This is a genomic window from Polynucleobacter sp. JS-JIR-II-c23 (assembly GCF_035011225.1).
Taxonomy (GTDB): domain Bacteria; phylum Pseudomonadota; class Gammaproteobacteria; order Burkholderiales; family Burkholderiaceae; genus Polynucleobacter.
Window position 1 is genome coordinate 858,778 of the sequence record NZ_JAYGQT010000001.1, and the last position, 21,313, is coordinate 880,090.

Consider the following 21,313-nt stretch of genomic DNA (forward strand, 5'->3'; position numbering starts at 1 on the left):
AAGAAGAATTGATGAGATGGATTGTCTGTAGTAGCTTGAGAACACCAAAACCCATTACTAAATACCTTTTAAAGCCTAGTCAGGATTACTCCTGATAGCCCGAATTTTATGGACGATCACAATAAGCGCGTCATTGAAACAGCCCTCCTGTGCGCACAGGAACCACTCACCGTTGCTGATTTGTCTCGCTTATTTGTAGAAGACATCACTACGGCAGATATCGATGAAGCATTGGTCGAGCTGCAACGTGCTTGGGATGACAAGGGTATGGAGTTGGTACATATCGCAACTGGCTGGCGTTTTCAAAGCCGTATCTCAATGCGCGAGTACCTTGATCGCTTGACTCCAGAAAAGCCGCCGAAGTATTCACGTGCTGTTATGGAAACTTTAGCCATCATCGCTTACCGCCAACCTGTGACCCGTGGTGAGATCGAGGAAATTCGTGGTGTTGCTGTGAGTAGTAACGTAATGAAGCAATTAGAAGATCGTGGTTGGGTTGAGGTAATTGGTCATAAAGAAACCATTGGCCGCCCAGGCTTGTATGCCACCACCAAACAATTTTTAGATGATCTTAGCCTGACCAATTTGCAAAGCTTGCCGATTTTGGAAGATGCGGCGCCAATGGCTGCTGCAGCGCAATTAGGCCAAGCAGTAATGGAGTTTGACCCATCTGCCACTGTGGAGACAGTAGTGATTGATGCGGATGCTCAAGAGGTGAGCGAGATTGACGAAGAGACAACCGAAGCAACTTTAGAAGAAACCAGTATTGAGGTTTCTGAAGAAGAGGCTAAAGAAGTTACCCCTGAGTCTGAAGACAACCCAGACGAAACAAAATAATAATTAATGACAAGCTCTAACGAAAACGATTCATCCCCGGTAGTAAATCCATCGGCAACCCCTTCTAATGCAGACGCTGCACCATCGAACTCCGATGGCCAAAAGTCTGAAGGTGGAGAGCGTGGTGAACGTCGCCCGCGCCGCCAAGGTGCCGGAGGCAGTAAACACCCATTTAATAAGAAGCGTCCATTTAATAAAGATCGACCACGCCGTGAAGGTGGTGATGGCAATGGTCCGCGTGAAGGTGGTAACAATCAAGGCAATAACCAATCTTCTAAATTAGCTCCCAATCCAGCTGAGAGTGAGGCTTTGTTTGCTTCAGTTGTCTCTGGTGAGTTTGACGCGGCTTTAGATGCTCCTGAAGTTGAGGAATTAAAAAATCCCGATGGCGTGAATGAGAACGAGGTATCTCATCAAACTGGTGCAGAGCGTCGCGCGCAACGTGCACAACGCTCACGCGAAGATGAAGATTCAGATGCGCCAACCGATGAGGAAATGAGTAGTCTGCAGTTTGCGAACGTTGATGACCTCCCGCTCAGTTTGCGTGATGAAGTTTGGTCTGACCTCGATGGTTTAGATGATGATGCTGATGATGAAGATACCGTTAAGTTGCACAAGGTATTGGCTGATGTTGGTATGGGATCCCGTCGCGATATGGAAGACTTGATTATTCAAGGGCGCGTATCAGTTAACGGATTACCAGCGCATATTGGTCAGCGTATTGGACCAACAGATCAAGTGCGTATCAATGGCAAACCTGTACATCGCAAGATTCAGACTAAGCCGCCGCGCGTGATCATGTATCACAAGCCGGCAGGTGAGATCGTTAGCCAGTCAGACCCAGAGGGTCGTCCAACCGTATTTGATCGTTTACCTAAACCGCGTCAAGGACGCTGGATCGCGGTAGGTCGATTGGACTTTAATACCGAAGGTCTTTTGTTGTTCACCACTTCTGGTGAGTTAGCAAATCGCTTAATGCATCCCCGTTACGGTGTCGAGCGTGAATACGCCGTGCGTATCTTAGGTGACTTGAGTCAAGAAAATACTTCGCTCTTAAAGAGTGGCATTACGCTCGATGATGGCCAAGCAAAATTCTTGCGCCTAGCGATGGGCGGCGGCGAAGGCGCTAACCGTTGGTATCACGTTGCATTAAGTGAGGGTCGTAATCGCGAAGTGCGTCGTATGTTCGAAGCAGTTGGTCATACGGTCTCTCGCTTGATTAGAACTCGTTACGGTATTTTCTTATTACCTCCACGCCTGCGACGTGGCAAATGGGAAGAGATTGAGGCCGGTGGCATTTACAACTTGATGAAGTCTGCTGGTTTAAAAATGCCACAGCCTCAAGATAAGGGCCGTAACCCGAATCCTAATAATCGTGATCGTCGCCCGATGGGTGAAGATTTTCAGCCGGATCCAATGCAAACCTCGGTTTCTTATTGGGGATCCCGTGATGCTTTAACCCTTGCTAGTGGCCATAACGGCCTAACGCATCAAGGTAGGGGGGGTAAGCCAGGCGGTGGCGGTGGTTCTGGCGAAGGGCGCGGTCCATTCCGTGGGCGCACTCAAGGCGGTAGGCCAGGTCAGGGAGGACAAGGCGGTCGTGGCGGGCAAGGCGGACAGGGTGGTCAAGGTAGTCAAGGCCAAAACCGCAGTAAAGGCAGCAAAGTTCACCACGGGCAGTCTGCTTTTGTGACAGGCAACCCCCAGAGTCCTGGAAATGGCCCAAAACGAGGCGCACCAAAAGGGCGCAAACCCTTCAATAAAGGGCCTAGAAAACCGCGTAATCCGGGCGAAAGCTTCTGATTTGTATCAGTTTTCTGCTAAATAGGCTATAATTTTGGTCTTACAGCATGGTTTTGCTGTTTTGAGTAGTTACCGACTGATGTTGCGATCAACGTAAGTCGGCCTGTTCTGAATTTCGAGAATATGGGCTTTGAAGCCCATTTTTTTTTGCCATTTTGGTATGAAGGGGTGTCGTGAAGGATCAGCAGGTTATCTCTGCAGAGCTGGAAAACTTGGGTTACACGCTAGTGGAGATAGAGCGTGAAGCCGGAGGATTGCTGCGCGTCACGATTGAAAACCCAGATTACGAACGCTTGATTTCTGTTTTGGATTGCGAGAAGGTAAGCCATCAGTTGAGCTACACCTTGCCAGTTGAAAACATTCCTTATGAGCGTTTAGAGATCTCATCTCCAGGATTGGATCGTCCAGTGAAAAGTGCCGCTGATTATGAGCGCTTTGCTGGAATGCAAGTAGATTTGAAGTTGCGCGTGGCAGTTGGCGGTCGCAAGAATTTTCGTGGTGAGTTGCAAGGTTTGCTGAGTGGTGAGTTGAATTCACCAGATGCAAAGTTTGGTTTGGTATTTGAGGGTGTTGATGGTCAGCCCTCTCAATTGGAGTTCTCTTTAGCCGAGGTCGATAAGACTCGGTTGGTCCCTGTTATTGATTTCAAAGGAAGAAAGTCATGAGCCGAGAAGTTCTCATGTTGGCAGACGCGTTAGCGCGTGAAAAGAACGTTGATCAAGCGATCGTATTCGAGGCGTTGGAGATGGCTTTAGCCTCTGCGACTAAGAAGCGCTACGCTACAGAAGATGTGGATATCCGCGTTGCGATTGATCGTGAAACTGGTGAATACGAAACCTTCCGTCGCTGGTTGGTTGTGCCCAATGAAGCTGGTTTGCAAGAGCCGGACAAAGAGATTCTGCAATTTGAAGCCCAAGAGCAACTCCCCGACATGGAAGTTGGTGACTACATCGAAGAGCAAATCGAATCTTTAGCGTTTGGTCGTATCGGTGCACAAGCTGCTAAGCAAGTGATCTTGCAACGCATTCGTGACGCTGAACGCGAACAGATTTTGAACGACTACCTTGAGCGTGGCGAAAAAGTCATGACCGGTACCGTCAAACGGGCAGACAAGAATGGCTTGATTATTGAATCTGGTCGTGTTGAAGCATTGCTCCGCCGCGATCAAATGATTCCGAAAGAGAACTTACGTTCTGGCGACCGTGTTCGCGCATACATCCTGAAAGTGGATCGTGAAGCACGTGGTCCTCAGATTGAGCTTTCTCGTACTTGCCCAGATTTCTTGATCAAGTTGTTTGAGAACGAGGTTCCTGAGATGGAGCAGGGTTTATTGGAGATCAAAGGCGCTGCCCGTGATCCTGGTATCCGCGCAAAAATTGCGGTGATTACTTATGACAAGCGCATCGATCCAATTGGCACTTGCGTTGGCGTACGTGGTACCCGTGTGACTGCGGTTCGTAACGAAGTTGCTGGCGAAGCAGTGGATATCGTATTGTGGTCAGAAGATCCAGCTCAATTTGTGATTGGTGCTTTGGCTCCAGCGCAAGTTTCATCAATCGTGGTTGACGAAGAGCGTCATGCAATGGACGTAGTAGTTGACGAAGAAAACTTAGCAATCGCTATTGGTCGTAGCGGACAGAACGTTCGTTTGGCGAGCGATTTGACTGGTTGGCAGATCAACATCATGACTCCTGAAGAGTCTGCTGAGAAAACTGAAAAAGAAGCATCTTCCGTACGTCAGTTGTTTATGGATAAGTTGGATGTGGACCAAGAAGTGGCTGATATCTTGATTGAAGAAGGTTTCAACACATTAGAAGAAGTAGCTTACGTGCCATTGTCTGAAATGTTAGAGATTGATTCATTCGATGAAGATACTGTGAATGAGTTGCGTACACGCGCTCGTGATTCTTTGTTAACCATGGAGTTGGCAAAAGAAGAGCGTATTGGCGAAGTGTCACAAGACTTACGTTCCTTAGAGGGAATGACTACAGAACTGATTGCTAAGCTTGCTGACAATCAGGTACATACCCGTGACGACCTTGCTGAACTAGCTGTTGATGAGCTGGTTGAGGCGACACAAATTGACGAAGAAACTGCGAAAACGCTCATCATGAAAGCGCGCGAACATTGGTTTACTTCATGAGAGGAAGTAGTGCATGGCAACAACAGTAAAAGTACTCGCTAAAGAATTAAAACGTACCGCGCCAGACCTCTTGGAGCAGTTGAAGGCGGCCGGTATCGAAAAAGGTTCTGAGGACGATAGCATTACCGAAAAGGACAAAACTGTCCTGCTTGAGCATTTGCAAAAAGAGCATGGCAGCGCAGATACTGGCGCGCGCAAAAAGATTACTCTAATCAAGCGCGAGAGCTCAGAAATTCGTCAAGCGGATTCTGCTGGACGCACTCGTACTGTGCAGGTTGAAGTTCGCAAAAAGCGTGTGCTCGTTAAGGCCGGTGATAAGGCGCCTGAAGAGACTCCAGTTCCAGCGGCTAAAGAAGTTGCTCCAGTAGCACCGGCAAAGCCGGTTATTTCTGAAGAAGAATTAGAGAAGCGCGCAGCTGAAGCAACACGCCAGGCTGAGTTATTGGCTCGTCAAGAAGCAGAAATGAAGGCCGCTGAAGAAGCGCGTCAAAAAGAAGTTGCAGCTCCAGTAATTGCTAAAGAAGAGGCGCCTGTAGATGCAGCGCCGGCTGCTGCTGCAGCAGTAGCAGAGAAAAAGGCGGCAGCAGATAAAGCAGCTAAAGATTTAGCTGCTAGCAAAGAAAAAGAATTAGCGGATATTCGTGTCCGTCGTGCTGCCGCTGAAGCTGAGGCTTTGGCGATTCGCGACATGATGAGCGCTCCTGCACGTGTTCTCAAAGCACCAAGTGAAATTGCTGCTGAAGAAGCGAAAAAAGGTACTTTGCACAAACCTGCAAAAGTTGAAGGTGCTGACGATAAAAAGAAGGCCGCTGCTAAAGTTGGCGGCAAGACTATTAAATCTTCTGAGACATCATCCACTTGGCAAGAAGAAGGCGCTAAGAAGCCTGGCGGCCTAAAGACTCGTGGCGATTCTTCTGGTGGTGTTGGTGGATGGCGTTCAGGCGGTGGACGCAAGAAACAGCGTCAAATCGCTGAAGCGAACGTTGATACGAATTTCCAAGTTCCAACAGAGCCAGTGGTACGTGACGTTCATGTTCCAGAAACGATTACTGTTGCTGAGTTAGCCCATGCAATGGCGGTGAAGAGTGCTGAAGTGATTAAGTTGTTGATGGGTATGGGCCAGATGGTCACCATCAATCAAGTACTTGATCAAGATACCGCAATGATTCTTGTAGAAGAAATGGGCCATACAGCTCATGCTGCAAAACTGGATGATCCAGATTTAGATCTTGGTACTGATGGTCATGATGCAGAGTTATTGCCACGTCCTCCAGTCGTTACAGTGATGGGCCACGTTGACCATGGTAAAACTTCTTTGCTTGATAAGATTCGTGCAGCTAAAGTAGCTACCGGTGAAGCTGGTGGCATTACTCAGCATATTGGTGCATACCATGTGGAAACTCCACGCGGCATGATTACCTTCTTAGATACTCCGGGTCACGAAGCCTTTACGGCAATGCGTGCTCGCGGTGCTAAGGCAACGGACATTGTGATCTTGGTTGTTGCGGCAGATGACGGCGTGATGCCGCAAACAAAAGAAGCGATTCACCATGCACTTGCAGGCGGCGTTCCAATTGTGGTGGCAATTAACAAGATTGATAAACCAGAAGCCAATTCTGAGCGCGTCAAAACTGAGTTGGTGGCAGAGCAAGTGGTTCCCGAAGAATACGGTGGCGATGTGCCATTTATTCCGGTATCCGCAAAAACTGGTGAGGGCATTGATGCCTTGCTAGAGAATGTGCTCTTACAAGCTGAAATCTTGGAATTGAAAGCGCCTAAAGACGCGCCAGCTCAAGGCTTAGTCATTGAAGCTCGTTTGGATAAAGGTAAGGGCCCAGTTGCGACCGTATTGGTTCAATCAGGCACGCTCAAACGTGGGGATATGTTGTTGGCGGGTTCAACCTACGGACGCGTACGCGCTATGTTGGATGAAAACGGCAAGCCATGTAACGAAGCAGGCCCATCTATTCCGGTAGAAATTCAAGGTTTAGCCGATGTTCCTGCAGCTGGTGAGTCAGTGCAGGTTGTTCCTGATGAGCGTAAAGCTCGTGAAATCGCATTGTTCCGTCAAGGCAAGTTCCGTGATGTGAAGTTAGCGAAACAGCAGGCATTCAAGCTTGAAACCATGATGGAAAACATGGAAGAAGGTGCGGTTGAAGCGAAGTTGTTGCCGCTCATTATTAAGGCTGACGTACAAGGTTCTCAAGAAGCTTTGGCACAGTCATTAATGAAGCTATCTACACCAGAGGTTAAAGTTCAAATTGTTCACGCAGGCGTTGGTGGTATTACTGAAACTGACGTTAATTTGGCTGTTGCTTCTAAAGCAGTTATTTTTGGATTTAACTCCCGCGCAGATGCAGCAGCTCGTAAGCTAGCCGAGAACAATGGTGTGGATATTCGCTATCACAACATTATTTATGACGCAGTGGATGAAGTGAAGTTGGCTCTGAGCGGCATGTTGACTCCAGATAAGAAAGAAGAAATCACTGGTCTCGTTGAGATTCGTCAGGTCTTCTTGGTATCTAAGGTTGGTGCAATTGCAGGTTGCTTAGTGGTTGATGGAATCATTAAACGCACATCTAGCGTTCGTCTCTTGCGTGACAACGTCGTTGTTTGGACTGGTGAATTGGACTCTCTCAAGCGCTTCAAAGATGATGCTAAAGAAGTTCGTGCCGGTGTCGAGTGCGGCCTGTCATTAAAAGGCTACAACGACATCAAAGAAGGTGACCAGCTTGAGGTATTTGAAGTTACTGAAGTTGCACGTTCACTCTAAGCAATATGCATAAAACTAGCCCGCATCGTAACCAGCGTCTCGCCGATCAAATTCAGCGAGACCTGGCCGAACTTATTCCTCGTGAATTGCGTAGTCCGAGTTTGGGTTTAATCACCTTACAAAGTATTGAGCTCACACCGGATCTGGCCCATGCCAAAGTGTTCTTTACGGTTTTGGGTGCTGAGCCTGAGCATGCTTTAAAAGCGCTTCAAGAAAAAGCAGGATATTTGCACTCACTCTTGTTTAAGCGTTTGCATATTCATACTGTTCCTACTTTACATTTTCACTATGACAGCTCAGTAGAGCATGGTATAGAGATGTCTCGATTGATCGATCAAGCAGTAGAGAGCGATCATAAAGACGAGACTAAGTAATTCATGTCTATACGGATCGACGGCGTAGTGCTGCTAGATAAACCTGCTGGAATGAGTTCACAGGGTGCGGTTACCGCTGTCAAGCGCGCCTTTAATGCCGACAAGGCGGGTCATACCGGTACTTTGGATCCAATGGCTACAGGCCTATTACCTATTTGCTTAGGTGAAGCAACTAAGTATTCACAAGACCTACTTGAGGCTGATAAGACCTATATCGCGCAAGTAAAGTTTGGCTCTCGTACTGATACCGGTGATGCTGAGGGTCTCACTATTGAAGAGTTACCTTTGCCAGTATTTGCCAGTGAAGTTGACCTCAAATCTGCATTAGATGCTTTGCTCCCAAAATTTACGGGTCCGATTTCTCAAGTGCCGCCAATGTATTCTGCACTCAAACGTGACGGTAAGCCGTTGTATGAATATGCTCGTGCAGGGGTTGAGTTAGAGCGCACTGCGCGGGATATCACTATTCATTCCATTCGTTGGACGAATATTGCTTGGCCAGAAGCTACATTAGAAGTTAGCTGCAGTAAAGGAACCTATATTCGCGTTCTGGCTGAAGATATTGGCAATGCTTTAGGTTGTGGTGCTCACTTAGTTGGTTTGCGCCGCACCGAAGTAGGGCACCTAAATCTAGAGCAATCTTTTACGATTGAATCGATTCAGAGCGGCTCGAAAAATACTGCTGAGTATATTTTGCCGGTTGACGCGCTCTTACAAACTTTGCCCCATTTAACGGTGGATGAGCAACAGGCTAAACGTCTTGAGATGGGGCAACGTGTGCCACTCAATTTACCTTCCATTGAAGCATTGGTACGCATTTATCGCGCTACCGCTGCTCCTCATAACTTTATTGGTACTGCTGATTGGCGCTCTGGTGTGTTACATCCAAAGCGTTTGATTTCTCAAGCCCATTAATTAATCATTATTTATAACCCTTTTACTTATCTTTAACATTAGAAGCTTCACATGACTAAACGCGCACTTCGTAACATAGCAATCATCGCCCACGTTGACCACGGTAAAACTACTTTGGTTGACCAACTCTTGCGCCAATCTGGCACATTCCGTTCGAATGAAAAAATGACCGAACGCGTCATGGACTCAAACGATTTGGAAAAAGAGCGTGGCATCACTATTTTGTCCAAGAACTGTGCGGTTGAATATGACGGCACACACATCAACATCGTTGATACCCCGGGACACGCGGACTTCGGTGGTGAAGTAGAGCGCGTTCTCTCCATGGTTGACGGTGTATTGCTCTTGGTTGATGCCGTAGAAGGCCCAATGCCACAGACCCGCTTTGTTACTAAGAAAGCCTTGGCTTTAGGTTTGAAGCCTATCGTGGTGATTAACAAAGTTGACCGCCCAGGCGCACGTACTGATTACGTAATCAACGCAACTTTTGAATTGTTTGACAAACTAGGTGCAACTGAAGAGCAGCTAGACTTCCCGGTTGTGTATGCATCTGGTTTGAACGGATATGCCGGTTTGACTGACGATGTACGCGAAGGTGATATGCGTCCATTGTTTGACACAGTGTTAAAGCATGTACCAGTTCGTGATGACAATCCGGAAGGTCCTTTGCAGTTGCAGATTACCTCAATTGAGTACAGCACTTACGTTGGTAAGATTGGTGTAGGCCGCGTGAATCGCGGAACTGTTAAGCCATTGATGGATGTTGTATTCATGGATGGCCCTGATGGCGTTCAGCGCAAAGGCCGCATTAACCAAGTATTGAAATTCCGTGGCTTAGAGCGCGAATTAGTAGATGAAGCGCAAGCAGGCGACATCGTATTGGTAAACGGTATTGAAGATTTAGCGATTGGTACAACAATCTGTGCACCTGATGTACCAGAAGCTTTGCCAATGCTAAAGATCGACGAACCTACTTTGACCATGAACTTCATGGTGAACACTAGCCCATTGGCTGGTCGTGAGGGTAAGTTTGTTACGAGCCGTCAGATTCGTGAACGTCTTGACCGTGAATTGAAATCTAACATGGCTTTGCGCGTTAAGGAAACAGACGACGACACTGTATTTGAAGTATCTGGTCGTGGCGAATTGCACCTCACTATCTTGGTAGAGACAATGCGTCGTGAAGGTTACGAATTAGCAGTTTCCCGTCCACGCGTTGTTTTCCATGAAGAAGATGGCGTGAAGATGGAGCCGTATGAAAACTTAACAGTTGACCTTGAAGATACAACTCAAGGCGCTGTGATGGAAGACTTGGGCAAACGTAAAGGTGAATTGCTCGACATGGTGAGTGATGGTAAAGGTCGTACACGTCTCGAGTACCGTATTCCTGCGCGTGGCTTGATCGGCTTCCAGGGCGATTTCATGACTATGACTCGCGGTAACGGTTTAATGAGTCATACCTTTGATTCATATGCGCCAGCAAAAGATGGTATCTTGGGTGAGCGTCATAACGGCGTGTTGATTAGCCAGGACGATGGCGAAGCAGTTGCTTACGCATTGTGGAAGCTACAAGACCGCGGCCGTATGTTTGTGAGCCCTGGAGATCCATTGTATGAAGGTATGGTAATTGGTATTCATAGCCGCGATAACGACTTGGTTGTGAATCCAATTAAAGGTAAGCAATTAACCAACGTTCGCGCTTCCGGTACTGACGAAGCAGTTCGCCTGGTAACTCCAATTGCAATGAACTTGGAATACGCAGTTGAGTTTATTGATGACGATGAATTGGTTGAAGTAACACCGAAGAGTATTCGTATTCGTAAGCGCTACCTCAAGGAGCATGAGCGTAAAAAAGCATCACGCGAGTAAGCTCACTCACGCTACACAACAAAAGTCACCTCAGGGTGGCTTTTGTTCTTCATTGAAATCAAAACTCCAAAAATATAAATAAGCTAAGTAAAAATAGATCCTCATGCTGCCATCAATTGAACAACGTCTTGCCCAAGAACTTTCCGCTAAACCTGCTCAAGTAGCTGCTGCTATAGCTCTGATGGATGAGGGGGCCACCGTACCATTTATTGCTCGTTACCGTAAAGAGGCTACTGGTGGCTTAGATGATGCGCAATTACGTTTATTGGAAGAGCGTCTTAGCTATCTTCGTGAACTAGAGGATCGCCGCAAGACAATCGTTGCTTCGATTGAGGAGCAGGGCAAGATGACGCCCGAGTTACTGAAGGCCATCATGTTGGCAGAGGATAAGACTCGCTTGGAGGATCTTTATCTGCCATATAAACCCAAAAGAAGGACTAAGGCGCAAATCGCCTTAGAAGCTGGATTAGAGCCATTAGCAAATGACCTCCTCAATAACCCTAAGCTCGACCCTGAAACAGTAGCTGCAAAGTATCTCAAGGAAGCGTTCCAGGTTGATGGGGCAGATAATCCTGGCGTTGCGGATACCAAGGCTGCGCTTGAAGGCGCACGCCAAATTTTGATGGAGCGTTTTGCTGAAGATGCAACATTGGTCCAGTCTCTCAGGGAATACCTGCAAGACCATGGCGTTGTTGAATCTAAAGTCATTGCCGGCAAAGAGCAAGAGGGTGAGAAGTTTGCGGATTACTTTGATTACTCGGAGCCGATTAAAGCGATTCCATCGCACCGCGCCTTAGCTTTGTTCAGGGGTCGTCGCGAACAGATGTTGATGGTTAATCTACGTCTCGATACCGAGGAAGAAAAGCCAAAGTGGGATTCACCACATAATCCTTGCGAGAACCGTATTGCCAATCATTTCAAGATTAAAAATGATGGTCGCCCGGCCGATGCTTGGTTAGCTGACACCGTCCGCTGGACTTGGCGCATCAAGTGCTCTCTGCATTTGGAGTCAGAACTCATGACAGCATTGCGTGAGCGCTCAGAGACTGAGGCGATTAACGTATTTGCTCGTAATCTCAAAGACCTATTGCTGGCTGCTCCAGCCGGCCCAAGAGTGACTATAGGTCTTGATCCCGGAATGCGAACTGGTGTGAAAGTAGCGGTAGTGGATGCTACTGGAAAAGTAGTAGATACCGAGGTCATCTACCCACACCAACCTAAAAACGATTGGGCCGGTTCATTGCATACCCTGGCTAAGTTGGCCGAGAAGCACAATGCCACCTTAATCTCGATTGGTAACGGCACCGCATCTCGTGAGACGGATAAATTAGCTCAAGAACTCATTAAAGCTAAGCCAGAACTCAAACTCACTAAGATTGTTGTATCTGAAGCGGGGGCTTCTGTTTATTCTGCCTCCGAATACGCATCAAAAGAATTGCCGGGTATGGACGTTTCATTGCGCGGTGCCGTATCGATTGCCCGAAGATTACAAGATCCATTAGCTGAACTAGTGAAGATTGATCCTAAATCAATTGGCGTGGGCCAGTATCAGCATGATGTGATGCAAACCCAGTTAGCTAAATCATTAGTCGCAGTTGTAGAGGATTGCGTAAATGCTGTCGGTGTTGATGTGAACACCGCCTCAGCCCCATTGCTAGCAAGGGTTTCCGGCTTAAGCTCTACTGTGGCTGAAGGCATAGTGGCCTATCGCGATAGTAAGGGAGCATTTAAATCTAGAGCAGATCTCAAAAGTGTGCCGCGTCTCGGCGATAAAACATATGAGCAGGCTGCCGGCTTCTTACGCATCATGAATGGCGTTGATCCACTAGATGCTTCAGCAGTTCATCCCGAATCATATCCTTTGGTAGAAAAGATTCTGAAGGACATTAAGAAGGGTGTAAAGGAAGTGATTGGTGATACCAGCTTGCTGAAGTCACTCTCACCAGAAAAATATGCTGATGGTCAGTTTGGTGTGCCCACTGTTACTGACATTATTAAAGAATTAGAAAAGCCAGGCCGCGACCCACGTCCTGAATTTACTACCGCAACATTTAAAGATGGTGTTGAGAAAATAAGCGATCTCAAGACGGATATGATTCTTGAGGGTGTGGTGACTAATGTTGCCGCCTTTGGTGCTTTTGTGGATATTGGTGTACATCAAGATGGTTTGGTGCATATCTCCGCTTTATCTAATACTTTCGTAAAAGATCCACATAGCGTGGTGAAGGCTGGGCAGGTAGTGAAGGTTAAAGTCCTGGAGGTGGATGAAAAACGTAAACGCATTGCGCTAACCATGCGTTTGACAGACGAGGCCCCAAGAGAAGGTGCGAAATCTGAGCAAAGAAGCCCCAATCGCCCTAAATCAAGCGAACCTAGAAAGCCGCAAGAAGAAAGAAGGCAAGCGCCCCCAATGAATAATGCTATGGCAGCTGCCTTTGGCAAGCTTAAGAAATAATTATTTATTAGAGATTTTCTCCCCATTGGGGTGTCAAATTCTCTAAACTATTACTTTGTATGTTTAACCACGAATGACAAGGATTTCCGTGAAAATGTCTCGATCAATTTTCCGTATTGCGGCGATTTCGCTGTGTGCACTAGGCGTAAGTATTTCTGCTGCAAAAGCGGCTGATTTTCCTGGTGATCGTCCGATTACTTTAGTGGTCCCATTCTCAGCTGGTGGTCCAACCGATAAGGTGGCTCGTGAGCTGGCCTTAGCAATGGGTAAGCAACTCAAAGGTCAGGTCATTGTGGATAACAGTCCTGGTGCTGGTGGCACGATTGCGGCTAAACGTGTCATTAATTCCAAAAATGATGGTTACACATTACTAATTCACCATATTGGCATGTCTACAGCCCCGGCTTTGTATAAGAATTTGGGTTTTGATCCAATGACTGATTACGAATACGTTGGTCAAGTTGCCGACGTTCCGATGATTTTAGTTGGCAATAAAGATTTGCCTCCTAAGAACTATCAAGAACTTCTCCCGTACATGAAGGCAAACGTAGGTAAGATTGCTTACGCCAATGCAGGCGTAGGTTCTGCCAGCCACTTGTGCGGCCTGCTCTTTATGAGCCGTATTCAGCTGGATTTGACAACTGTTCCATACAAAGGCACTGCGCCTGCATTGACCGATTTGATCGGTGGTCAGGTGCAATTGATGTGTGATCAGACAACCAATCTTTCAGGTCAGTTGGCAACTAACGCAGTGAAGCCTTATGGCACAACCACAATGCAACGCATTAAAGCCTTTGAAAAGATTCCGACGCTCAATGAGCAGGGCTTAAAGAACTTTGAAGTGAAGGTTTGGCATGGTGTTTATGCGCCTAAGGGTACTCCAAAAGCAGAGATGGATAAGTTGGCCAAAGCATTGCAAGGTGCCATTCAGGATCCGCTGTACAAGCAACACATGGCTGAGTTGGGTGTTGAGATTCCATCTCAAGCAAGTGCTACTCCAGAAGGCTTGAAAAAGCATTTGAAGGCACAGATTGATTTATGGACACCAATCATTAAGGCTGCAGGTATTTACGCAGATTAAGATGCCGGTAGTTTGGTCTTCAAATAAGAAAACCGCCTTTTGGGCGGTTTTTTGTTGAGCAAACAATATTTATTCCTGAATAGGCATTACTGTTACTGCCACCTCTAAGGTATGGTCTGCTCCACCATGGATTACTCCGCGGATAGGGGAGACATCAGAGTAATCTCTGCCCTGAGCTAGATGAATATAATCTTCCCCAGGAGTTCCATAGCCCCAGCGATTATTGGTTGGGTCTAGATCACACCAAATGCCTTTACCCAGTGCGCCGTTTTCATCTATGCTGGGAACATAAACCGATACCCAAGCATGCGAAGCATCGCCGCCAATCAGTCTTGCTTGACCAGGTGCGGGATTCGTCAGAATATAGCCGCTAATATATTTTGCTGGAATGCCGATACTGCGGAGCGAAGCAATCAAAATATGTGCGAAGTCCTGACATACACCTTCACGCTTATTTAGTGCCTCTAGTGCAGGCGTATTGACATCAGTACTTTTGCTAACGTAATGAAATTCGCTATAGATGCGTTTCATCAAATCAATTGCCGCATCTAATATGGGTCTACCAGCTGTGAAATTAGCCCTCGCAAATTCTGAAAACTCTGGACGCAGGCTGACAAATGGAGATGTGAATAAAAATTCTGAGGCTGCATCCCATTTAGTGTTTGAGTGATAGCGGAAATATTCACGAACCTGTTCCCATGTTGCGGTTTCCTGTGGTTTGGGACCATAAGCAATACTAGAGGTTTCAATTAACGACTTGGCGGTGATCAAAAGCTCACTGTGTCTATTTTGTAGCGAGAAAAAGGTGCAAACATTGCCATAGCTATCTTGATTTTCTTCGCTCCAAGAGGGTCTGGGATTAACTTGAACCTCTGATTTTAGTACTCGCTGGGTCTCTAGATCTGCCGGCTTGAGGTGGGCAAAATGCTGCGCAATCTCAACATCTGGATCGTAAGAGTAGCGGGTATCGTGGGTAATTTCTAGCAACATCATTGGCGTATTACATTTGAATGCTGTATTCATTGGAGTGAATCAGATTGAAATAGCGTGCGCTAATTTCATCAGAAACATTCCAGGCGGACTGCGAGCAATTACGCAAACAATTTCTGAGATCCGATAGGTTGCCAAAGCCATCAGCTGTGGATAGCGAAAACAAGTCGTAATCCAGTAAGTTAATGACGCTGCGGGTGAGCTCATCGGGATTATTACGTTCGGTACCCGCTAACTTTGATAGGCGAGCTCTAAGCGCCTTACTAACCCATGCGAGTGATCGCGGATTTTCATCATCCATAACTAGTAAGCTAATTAAAGGAGCGATTTCCCGGCTTTGTTGGTGCTGCGCATGGAAGGTGATGGTGCTATCAAATAAATTGAGTAGGGCGGTATAGCCTGAGCTATCGGCATTTGGATTATTCAGTAAGCCAGAAGCGATGGCTGAATCTAAGGCATTCGTCAGAAAGGCAAGTCTCTCGATATGTCGACCAATAGAAAGTAGTTGCCAGCCATCATCGCGTGTCATACGGTCAGTTTGTGCGCCGGTAATCGCAGCTAAGCAGCTGCTCGCGCCATTTAAAGCGTCGATAGCGAGGGAAGCAGAAAAATCATTAAAGGTGCTAGCTTTATGGCAATCAGCCTGAAATTGCTCGATGCAATGGTTGATGGTGCTCCATTGCTCAGTTGAGAGTCGTTCTCTTACATTGGAGGCAGTGCGCTTCATGGCTTGAAGGTTATAGCCCACACTGGTAACGCTATCGCTGGCATTAAGAGAGTTAATTAAAGTGCGCTCAAAAATTCGGTGACGTATAGCACTCTGATCAAAATTGCTTGGAACACCTTCAGGTACAAGTCCGTAGTGGTGGCATAGGTTTTCTAGCCAGGACCATAGTGAACGGGAGGGGGTGTACTCGCTATTAATATTTTCAAGATAGAGCTTGGCTAAGCGCAGAATATTTTCACTGCGCTCAGTGTAGCGCCCGAACCAATAGAGATTCTCGGCGGCACGGCTGGTAACTAAGCGCTTACGCATCACTTTTTCAGGGGCTTGAATCGGATGCTGGGGTTGTTGTCCTTGCTCTTGGGATGGCTGCGGGCTTTGCACCCATACATCCGCACTACTACCGCCCCGTTGCATCGAGGCAATACCTGAATCAGTGCTGGCGATACGGGCAAGTCCACCAGGCAATACTTGCCAGCTGTTAGGCCCATCGCTCAAAGCAAAGACTCGCAACATATAAGAATGAGGTTCAATCAAAGAAGCGTCGTTGAGATTAAAGGCGTTTAACCAGGTTGGCATTTGTGCCAATGGAATATAGGTTTGTACTGTGTGTTCATCTGGCTGGCGCGTAACGCGGCCTACCCATTCATCTAATTGGGCCTGATTCAGATCGCAACCTAGGGCAGATTCATAATTTTGATGACCCGTGCCATTCGGATAGGTTGGCTTAATAGCGCTATGTCCTAAATTTGGAATAGCAGCCTCTAGTGCAGCGCGTTCACCACACCACCAGGTATCCATTGCTGGAAGCTGAACTTTTTCATTGAGAAGTCGTTCGCTAATCGCCGGTAAGAATCCCAATAGAGCTGGGGATTCTAGGAAGGCTGAGCCAGGAGCATTTGCCAATACAACATTGCCGGCACGTATAACTTGTAATAGACCGGGGACTCCTAGGGTGGAGTCAGAACGCAGTTCTAATGGATCCAAAAACTCATCGTCCAAACGTTTGAGCAAAATATGAACAGGCTCTAAACCGCGTACTGTTTTTAAAAATAAATGTTGGTCGCGTACGGTTAAATCACCACCCTCTACCAAGGTTAGGCCGAGATAGCGAGCAAGGTAGGCATGCTCAAAGTAGGTCTCGTTATAGGGGCCTGGTGTAAGTAGTGCGATATGCGCGTTTGCGCCTGCTGGGCTTTCAAGCTTTAATGCATCGATTAAGTCTCTATAGGCATTGGCTAGCGGGGCAATCTGCATGAGTTCATATGCTTTGGGAAATTGCCTTGCAATCAGATTGCGATTTTCCAAAAGATACCCAAGACCAGAAGGTGCTTGAGTACGTTGAGAAAGAACTGACCATGATCCATCAGGTGCTCTTGCTAAATCAAAAGCCATGATGTGAAGATGTTTTCTGTTATTAAGCTCGACGCCATGCATGGAGCGCAAATAACCAGGATGTCCATGAATTAATGCCGGAGGAATCCATCCTTCCTTTAGTAAATTTTGCGGCCCATATACATCCACCATAATGGCTTCAAGTAAACGCGCACGCTGCAAAACTCCAGACTGAATTTTTTGCCAAGAATCAGAGCTAATAAGCAGTGGAAATAAATCTACTGACCAAGGGCGCTGCGGACCAAACTCATCGGCATAGACGTTATAGGTGATGCCGTTATCCCGAATTTGCCTATTGAGTTCTTGGGTACGTTGATCGAGATCGCTTAAACCAGAGGAGCCAAGGGACTCAAAAAAAGTTTGCCACTGGGGTAGTAGAGATTGTGATTCCCCTCGCAACTCATCAAAATGCCCCTCTTTAGGCGTCGGTGATAGACGGTTGATCTCCTCCACCAGCAAGGGGTTGCTGGGGTCTTTCAAAGAATGGGTCTGATGGTTGTCCACAAACTATTGTCTCACCGCCGCATATCCAGGGTAAATGGAAATTCCTTGCTGGCTGGGAGGTCAATATTGGCCTGAACTCCATCAATGGTTCCTGGGGTATGGCCCATCCTAAAGAAGCGGGAAAGTCGGCGACTCTCGGCCTCATAGGCATTAATAGGGAAGTTGTCATAGTTTCGGCCACCAGGGTGAGCCACGTGATATTGACAGCCGCCAACTGAGCGTTTCATCCAAGTATCAACCATGTCAAATATCAATGGCACATGAATACCAATACTAGGGTGCAGGCTGGAAGGAGGATTCCAGGCCTTATAACGAATGCCTGCTACATATTCCCCGGCAATACCTGTGGGTTGGAGTGGTAAAGGTTCACCGTTGCAGGTAATGGTGTAGCGGCTTTGATTTAGACCGGTGACGCGCAACTCAACACGCTCCAATGAGGAGTCTACATAGCGGGCAGTTCCACCAGCAGCACTTTCCTCTCCCATCACATGCCATGGCTCAAGCGCATTGCGCAAGGTAAGTTCAGTGCCCATGACCTGCACTTGTCCAATGAGTGGGAAGCGGAATTCAAGGTGAGGTGCAAACCATTCGGCCTTAAAGGAGTAACCATGCTTTTGCATCTCTTCAATAACATCATCAAAGTCCATCTTGATAAATGTCGGTAAGAGACAGCGATCATGAAGCTCTGTGCCCCAGCGTGTCATTGGTGCCTCATAAGGCTTGTCCCAGAAGCGAGCAATCAAGGCGCGAATGAGTAATTGTTGGACGATGCTCATGTGAGCATGTGGAGGCATTTCAAAAGCGCGTAATTCTAATAAGCCTAAGCGACCCGTTTGACTATCTGGTGAATACATTTTATCAATACAGAACTCGCTGCGATGCGTATTGCCAGTGACGTCAATCAGGATATTGCGCAGAGTTCTATCCACCAGCCATGGCGGCATGCTTTGACCAAACTTCTTACGATTCTCATGAATTTCTTTCAGCGCGATTTCTAATTCGTAGATTTGGTCATTGCGCGCTTCATCTACTCGAGGAGCTTGACTTGTTGGTCCAATAAACATACCGCTAAAAAGATAGCTCAAGCTCGGGTGGTTGTGCCAATACAAAATCAGGCTGGCCAAGAGTTCAGGCTTGCGTAAGAAGGGGCTATCAATCGGCGTCGCACCACCCATCACAAAGTGATTACCACCACCTGTGCCGGTATGGCGGCCGTCTGCCATAAACTTCTCAGCAGAAAGTCGGGATTCAAAAGCGGCTTGATATAAGAATTCCGTATGCTCAACTAGCTCGCCCCAGTTATCGGCTGGATGAATATTGACCTCAATGACCCCTGGATCTGGTGTCACTTGTAATAACTTCAAGCGTGGGTCGCGTGGTGGGGTGTACCCCTCCAGCACAATTTGAAACTGAAGTTCCTCCGCAGTAGCTTCTACTGCTTCCAGTAAATTCAGATAGTCTTCAAGACGAGCGAGCGGGGGCATAAAGACATACAGCACGCCTGACTTACCGCCATGCTCATTCTCTGCCTTGGGTCCATTGGAGCGCATTGGATCACGCGCTTCTACACACATGGCTGTTCTGGTAACCCATGCTGCAGATTCTTGACGTTTTGGATGCCTTACCTCTTGCGACTGACTCCAAATCGTTTTGCCGGACGCTGTAAATTCTTTGCGAGTTGGTTGTTGTTGGTGAACAATTGACGCTTGATTGTTTAATGGCGGTCTAGGAGCAAATGGATCTTGCTCAATGTGATAGGGGTAGTCTGCTTTACTCACCCAGGGTAAGGACTCTAGGGGGAGTCGATAGCCCATTGGCGAATCGCCTGGAAGCAGATAGAGGCGATCATCTCGATATTCCCAGGGACCTGTCTTCCAAGCGGTATCTAGGTAATTCTTTCCTTCATTCGCTTCGATAGGGAGGACATAGCCCACCACGGAATCTAATTTCTGCGTGAAGACCCGCTTTAAGCGAGTGCGCTCCATCTCATCGTCTAGGTTTGATTTGAAAGGATCAACGTTGACTGGTAGCTTGGATTCCCGCCAGAGGTAATAAAAAACATCTTCATAAGCGGGTTCGATAAATTTATCCGCTAAACCTAATTTTTTGGAAAGTGTGTAGACAAATTTCTCAGCATCTTTGCTGGTGTAATTCGTAGGATGGCGTTCATCGGCAAATAGTTTTGGGTTTTTCCAGACAGGCTGTCCATCACCCCTCCAGTAGATTGACAAAGCCCAACGAGGGAGCTGCTCTCCTGGATACCATTTGCCTTGACCAAAATGAAGGAAGCCACCATCGCCATATTCCTTACGAAGCTTTTCTACTAAATCAGTTGCGTAACCCCGCTTCGTTGGTCCTAATGCATCTACATTCCACTCACGTTCATCGCGCCCATTAACGGATACAAAAGTAGGCTCACCACCCATGGTCAAGCGAACGTCGCCCGCAACCAATTGCTTATCAACTTGATGACCCAGATCGACAATCGCTTGCCACTGTTCTTCGGTGTACGGTTTGGTTACTCGGGGCGCTTCATAAATGCGAGTAACCTCCATGGAGTGAGCAAATTGCACTTCACATTCGTCAACACCACCTTCAATCGGGGCTGCACCTGAAGGTTCGGGGGTGCAGGCAACAGGAATATGGCCTTCGCCAGCAAATAGGCCGGAAGTAGGGTCTAAGCCAATCCATCCTGCACCTGGCAAATACACCTCACACCAGGCATGTAAGTCAGTGAAATCTACCTCTGTTCCACTCGGTCCATCCAGTGCTTTGACATCTGGCTTGAGCTGAATGAGATAGCCCGAAACAAAGCGGGACGCGAGTCCGCAAAGACGCAAGAGATTCACCATTAACCAGGCAGAATCACGACAAGAACCACTGCGAAGTTTTAAAGTCTCATCTGGGGTCTGTACTCCAGGCTCCATTCGAATGGTGTAGCTAATATCCTTGTGAACTTTTTGATTGAGCGCAACCAAAAAATCGATAGTGCGCATCTTGCTGCGATCAACCGTTTTAAAGTATTTGTTGATGCCGTCATTTCGCTTTTTACCTAGGTAAGGGCGCAACTCTTTCTTAAGATCTTGGCTGTAGGTAAAGGGGTAGTCTTCAGCATCTGGCTCTAAAAAGAAATCAAATGGGTTGTATACGGCCATCTCTGTAACCAGATCGACCGTTACTTTAAAGCGTGTCGTTGGCTCAGGAAAAACTAAACGAGCTTGATAGTTTGAAAACGGGTCTTGTTGCCAGTTAATGAAATGACCTTCAGGCTCAATCTTGAGAGAGTAAGAAAGGATATGGCTACGGCAATGCGGTGCCGGTCGCAGACGAATTACCTGTGGCCCCAGTTTTACTGGGCGGTCATATATGTATTCGGTGACGTGGTGTAGGGCGGCGTGTATAGACATGACTCAAAGTCTATAAGTTCACCACAAGGGTGCATTATTGCGG

The 21,313-nt window shown here is 47.3% G+C and carries 13 protein-coding genes; 10 read left to right on the top strand and 3 right to left on the bottom strand.

Features of this window, described 5'->3' with window-relative positions; all coding sequences use genetic code 11:
• The first annotated feature begins 108 nt into the window (after positions 1 to 108).
• The 10 genes from scpB (at position 109) to VC159_RS04515 (ending at position 14,250) form a co-directional block, all read left to right on the top strand.
• Complete coding sequence (gene scpB, locus VC159_RS04470; RefSeq protein ID WP_323472868.1) at positions 109 to 837, top strand: SMC-Scp complex subunit ScpB; 729 nt, start codon at positions 109 to 111, stop codon at positions 835 to 837.
• Positions 838 to 843: 6 nt separating this feature from the next.
• Positions 844 to 2,640: a pseudouridine synthase gene (locus tag VC159_RS04475; protein ID WP_323472869.1), complete on the top strand. Its 1,797-nt coding sequence runs from the start codon at positions 844 to 846 to the stop codon at positions 2,638 to 2,640.
• Between the two features lie 173 nt (positions 2,641 to 2,813).
• Entirely contained in the window at positions 2,814 to 3,305 is a 492-nt protein-coding gene (rimP, locus tag VC159_RS04480) for a ribosome maturation factor RimP (protein ID WP_323472870.1), read from the top strand.
• Positions 3,302 to 4,783 (top strand): transcription termination factor NusA, encoded by a 1,482-nt coding sequence (gene nusA, locus VC159_RS04485; protein ID WP_323472871.1) that lies wholly within the window; start codon positions 3,302 to 3,304, stop codon positions 4,781 to 4,783. The genes rimP and nusA overlap by 4 nt, the downstream gene beginning before the upstream one ends.
• Before the next feature lie 13 nt (positions 4,784 to 4,796).
• Entirely contained in the window at positions 4,797 to 7,556 is a 2,760-nt protein-coding gene (gene infB, locus VC159_RS04490; protein WP_215357130.1) for a translation initiation factor IF-2, read from the top strand.
• 5 nt (positions 7,557 to 7,561) lie between these two features.
• Complete coding sequence (rbfA, locus tag VC159_RS04495) at positions 7,562 to 7,930, top strand: 30S ribosome-binding factor RbfA (protein ID WP_215346622.1); 369 nt, start codon at positions 7,562 to 7,564, stop codon at positions 7,928 to 7,930.
• A gap of 3 nt (positions 7,931 to 7,933) precedes the next feature.
• On the top strand, positions 7,934 to 8,845 hold the full coding sequence (gene truB, locus VC159_RS04500; RefSeq protein ID WP_323472872.1) for a tRNA pseudouridine(55) synthase TruB: 912 nt from the start codon (positions 7,934 to 7,936) through the stop codon (positions 8,843 to 8,845).
• 51 nt (positions 8,846 to 8,896) lie between these two features.
• Positions 8,897 to 10,714 (top strand): translational GTPase TypA, encoded by a 1,818-nt coding sequence (typA, locus tag VC159_RS04505; RefSeq protein WP_216237206.1) that lies wholly within the window; start codon positions 8,897 to 8,899, stop codon positions 10,712 to 10,714.
• Positions 10,715 to 10,817: 103 nt separating this feature from the next.
• Complete coding sequence (locus tag VC159_RS04510) at positions 10,818 to 13,169, top strand: Tex family protein (RefSeq protein WP_323472873.1); 2,352 nt, start codon at positions 10,818 to 10,820, stop codon at positions 13,167 to 13,169.
• A gap of 94 nt (positions 13,170 to 13,263) precedes the next feature.
• Entirely contained in the window at positions 13,264 to 14,250 is a 987-nt protein-coding gene (locus VC159_RS04515) for a tripartite tricarboxylate transporter substrate-binding protein (protein ID WP_323472874.1), read from the top strand.
• Between the two features lie 69 nt (positions 14,251 to 14,319).
• On the opposite strand, the gene VC159_RS04520 is transcribed toward VC159_RS04515, so the two are convergent.
• From VC159_RS04520 to VC159_RS04530, 3 genes are read right to left on the bottom strand one after another with little or no spacing between them, the layout of a single operon-like run.
• Positions 14,320 to 15,273 (bottom strand): transglutaminase family protein, encoded by a 954-nt coding sequence (locus VC159_RS04520; protein ID WP_323472875.1) that lies wholly within the window; start codon positions 15,271 to 15,273, stop codon positions 14,320 to 14,322.
• Positions 15,251 to 17,863, bottom strand: a complete 2,613-nt coding sequence (locus VC159_RS04525; protein WP_323472876.1) for a circularly permuted type 2 ATP-grasp protein — start codon at positions 17,861 to 17,863, stop codon at positions 15,251 to 15,253. The genes VC159_RS04520 and VC159_RS04525 overlap by 23 nt, the downstream gene beginning before the upstream one ends.
• Before the next feature lie 11 nt (positions 17,864 to 17,874).
• Positions 17,875 to 21,270 (bottom strand): transglutaminase family protein, encoded by a 3,396-nt coding sequence (locus VC159_RS04530; protein WP_323472877.1) that lies wholly within the window; start codon positions 21,268 to 21,270, stop codon positions 17,875 to 17,877.
• Between the last annotated feature and the right edge of the window lie 43 nt (positions 21,271 to 21,313).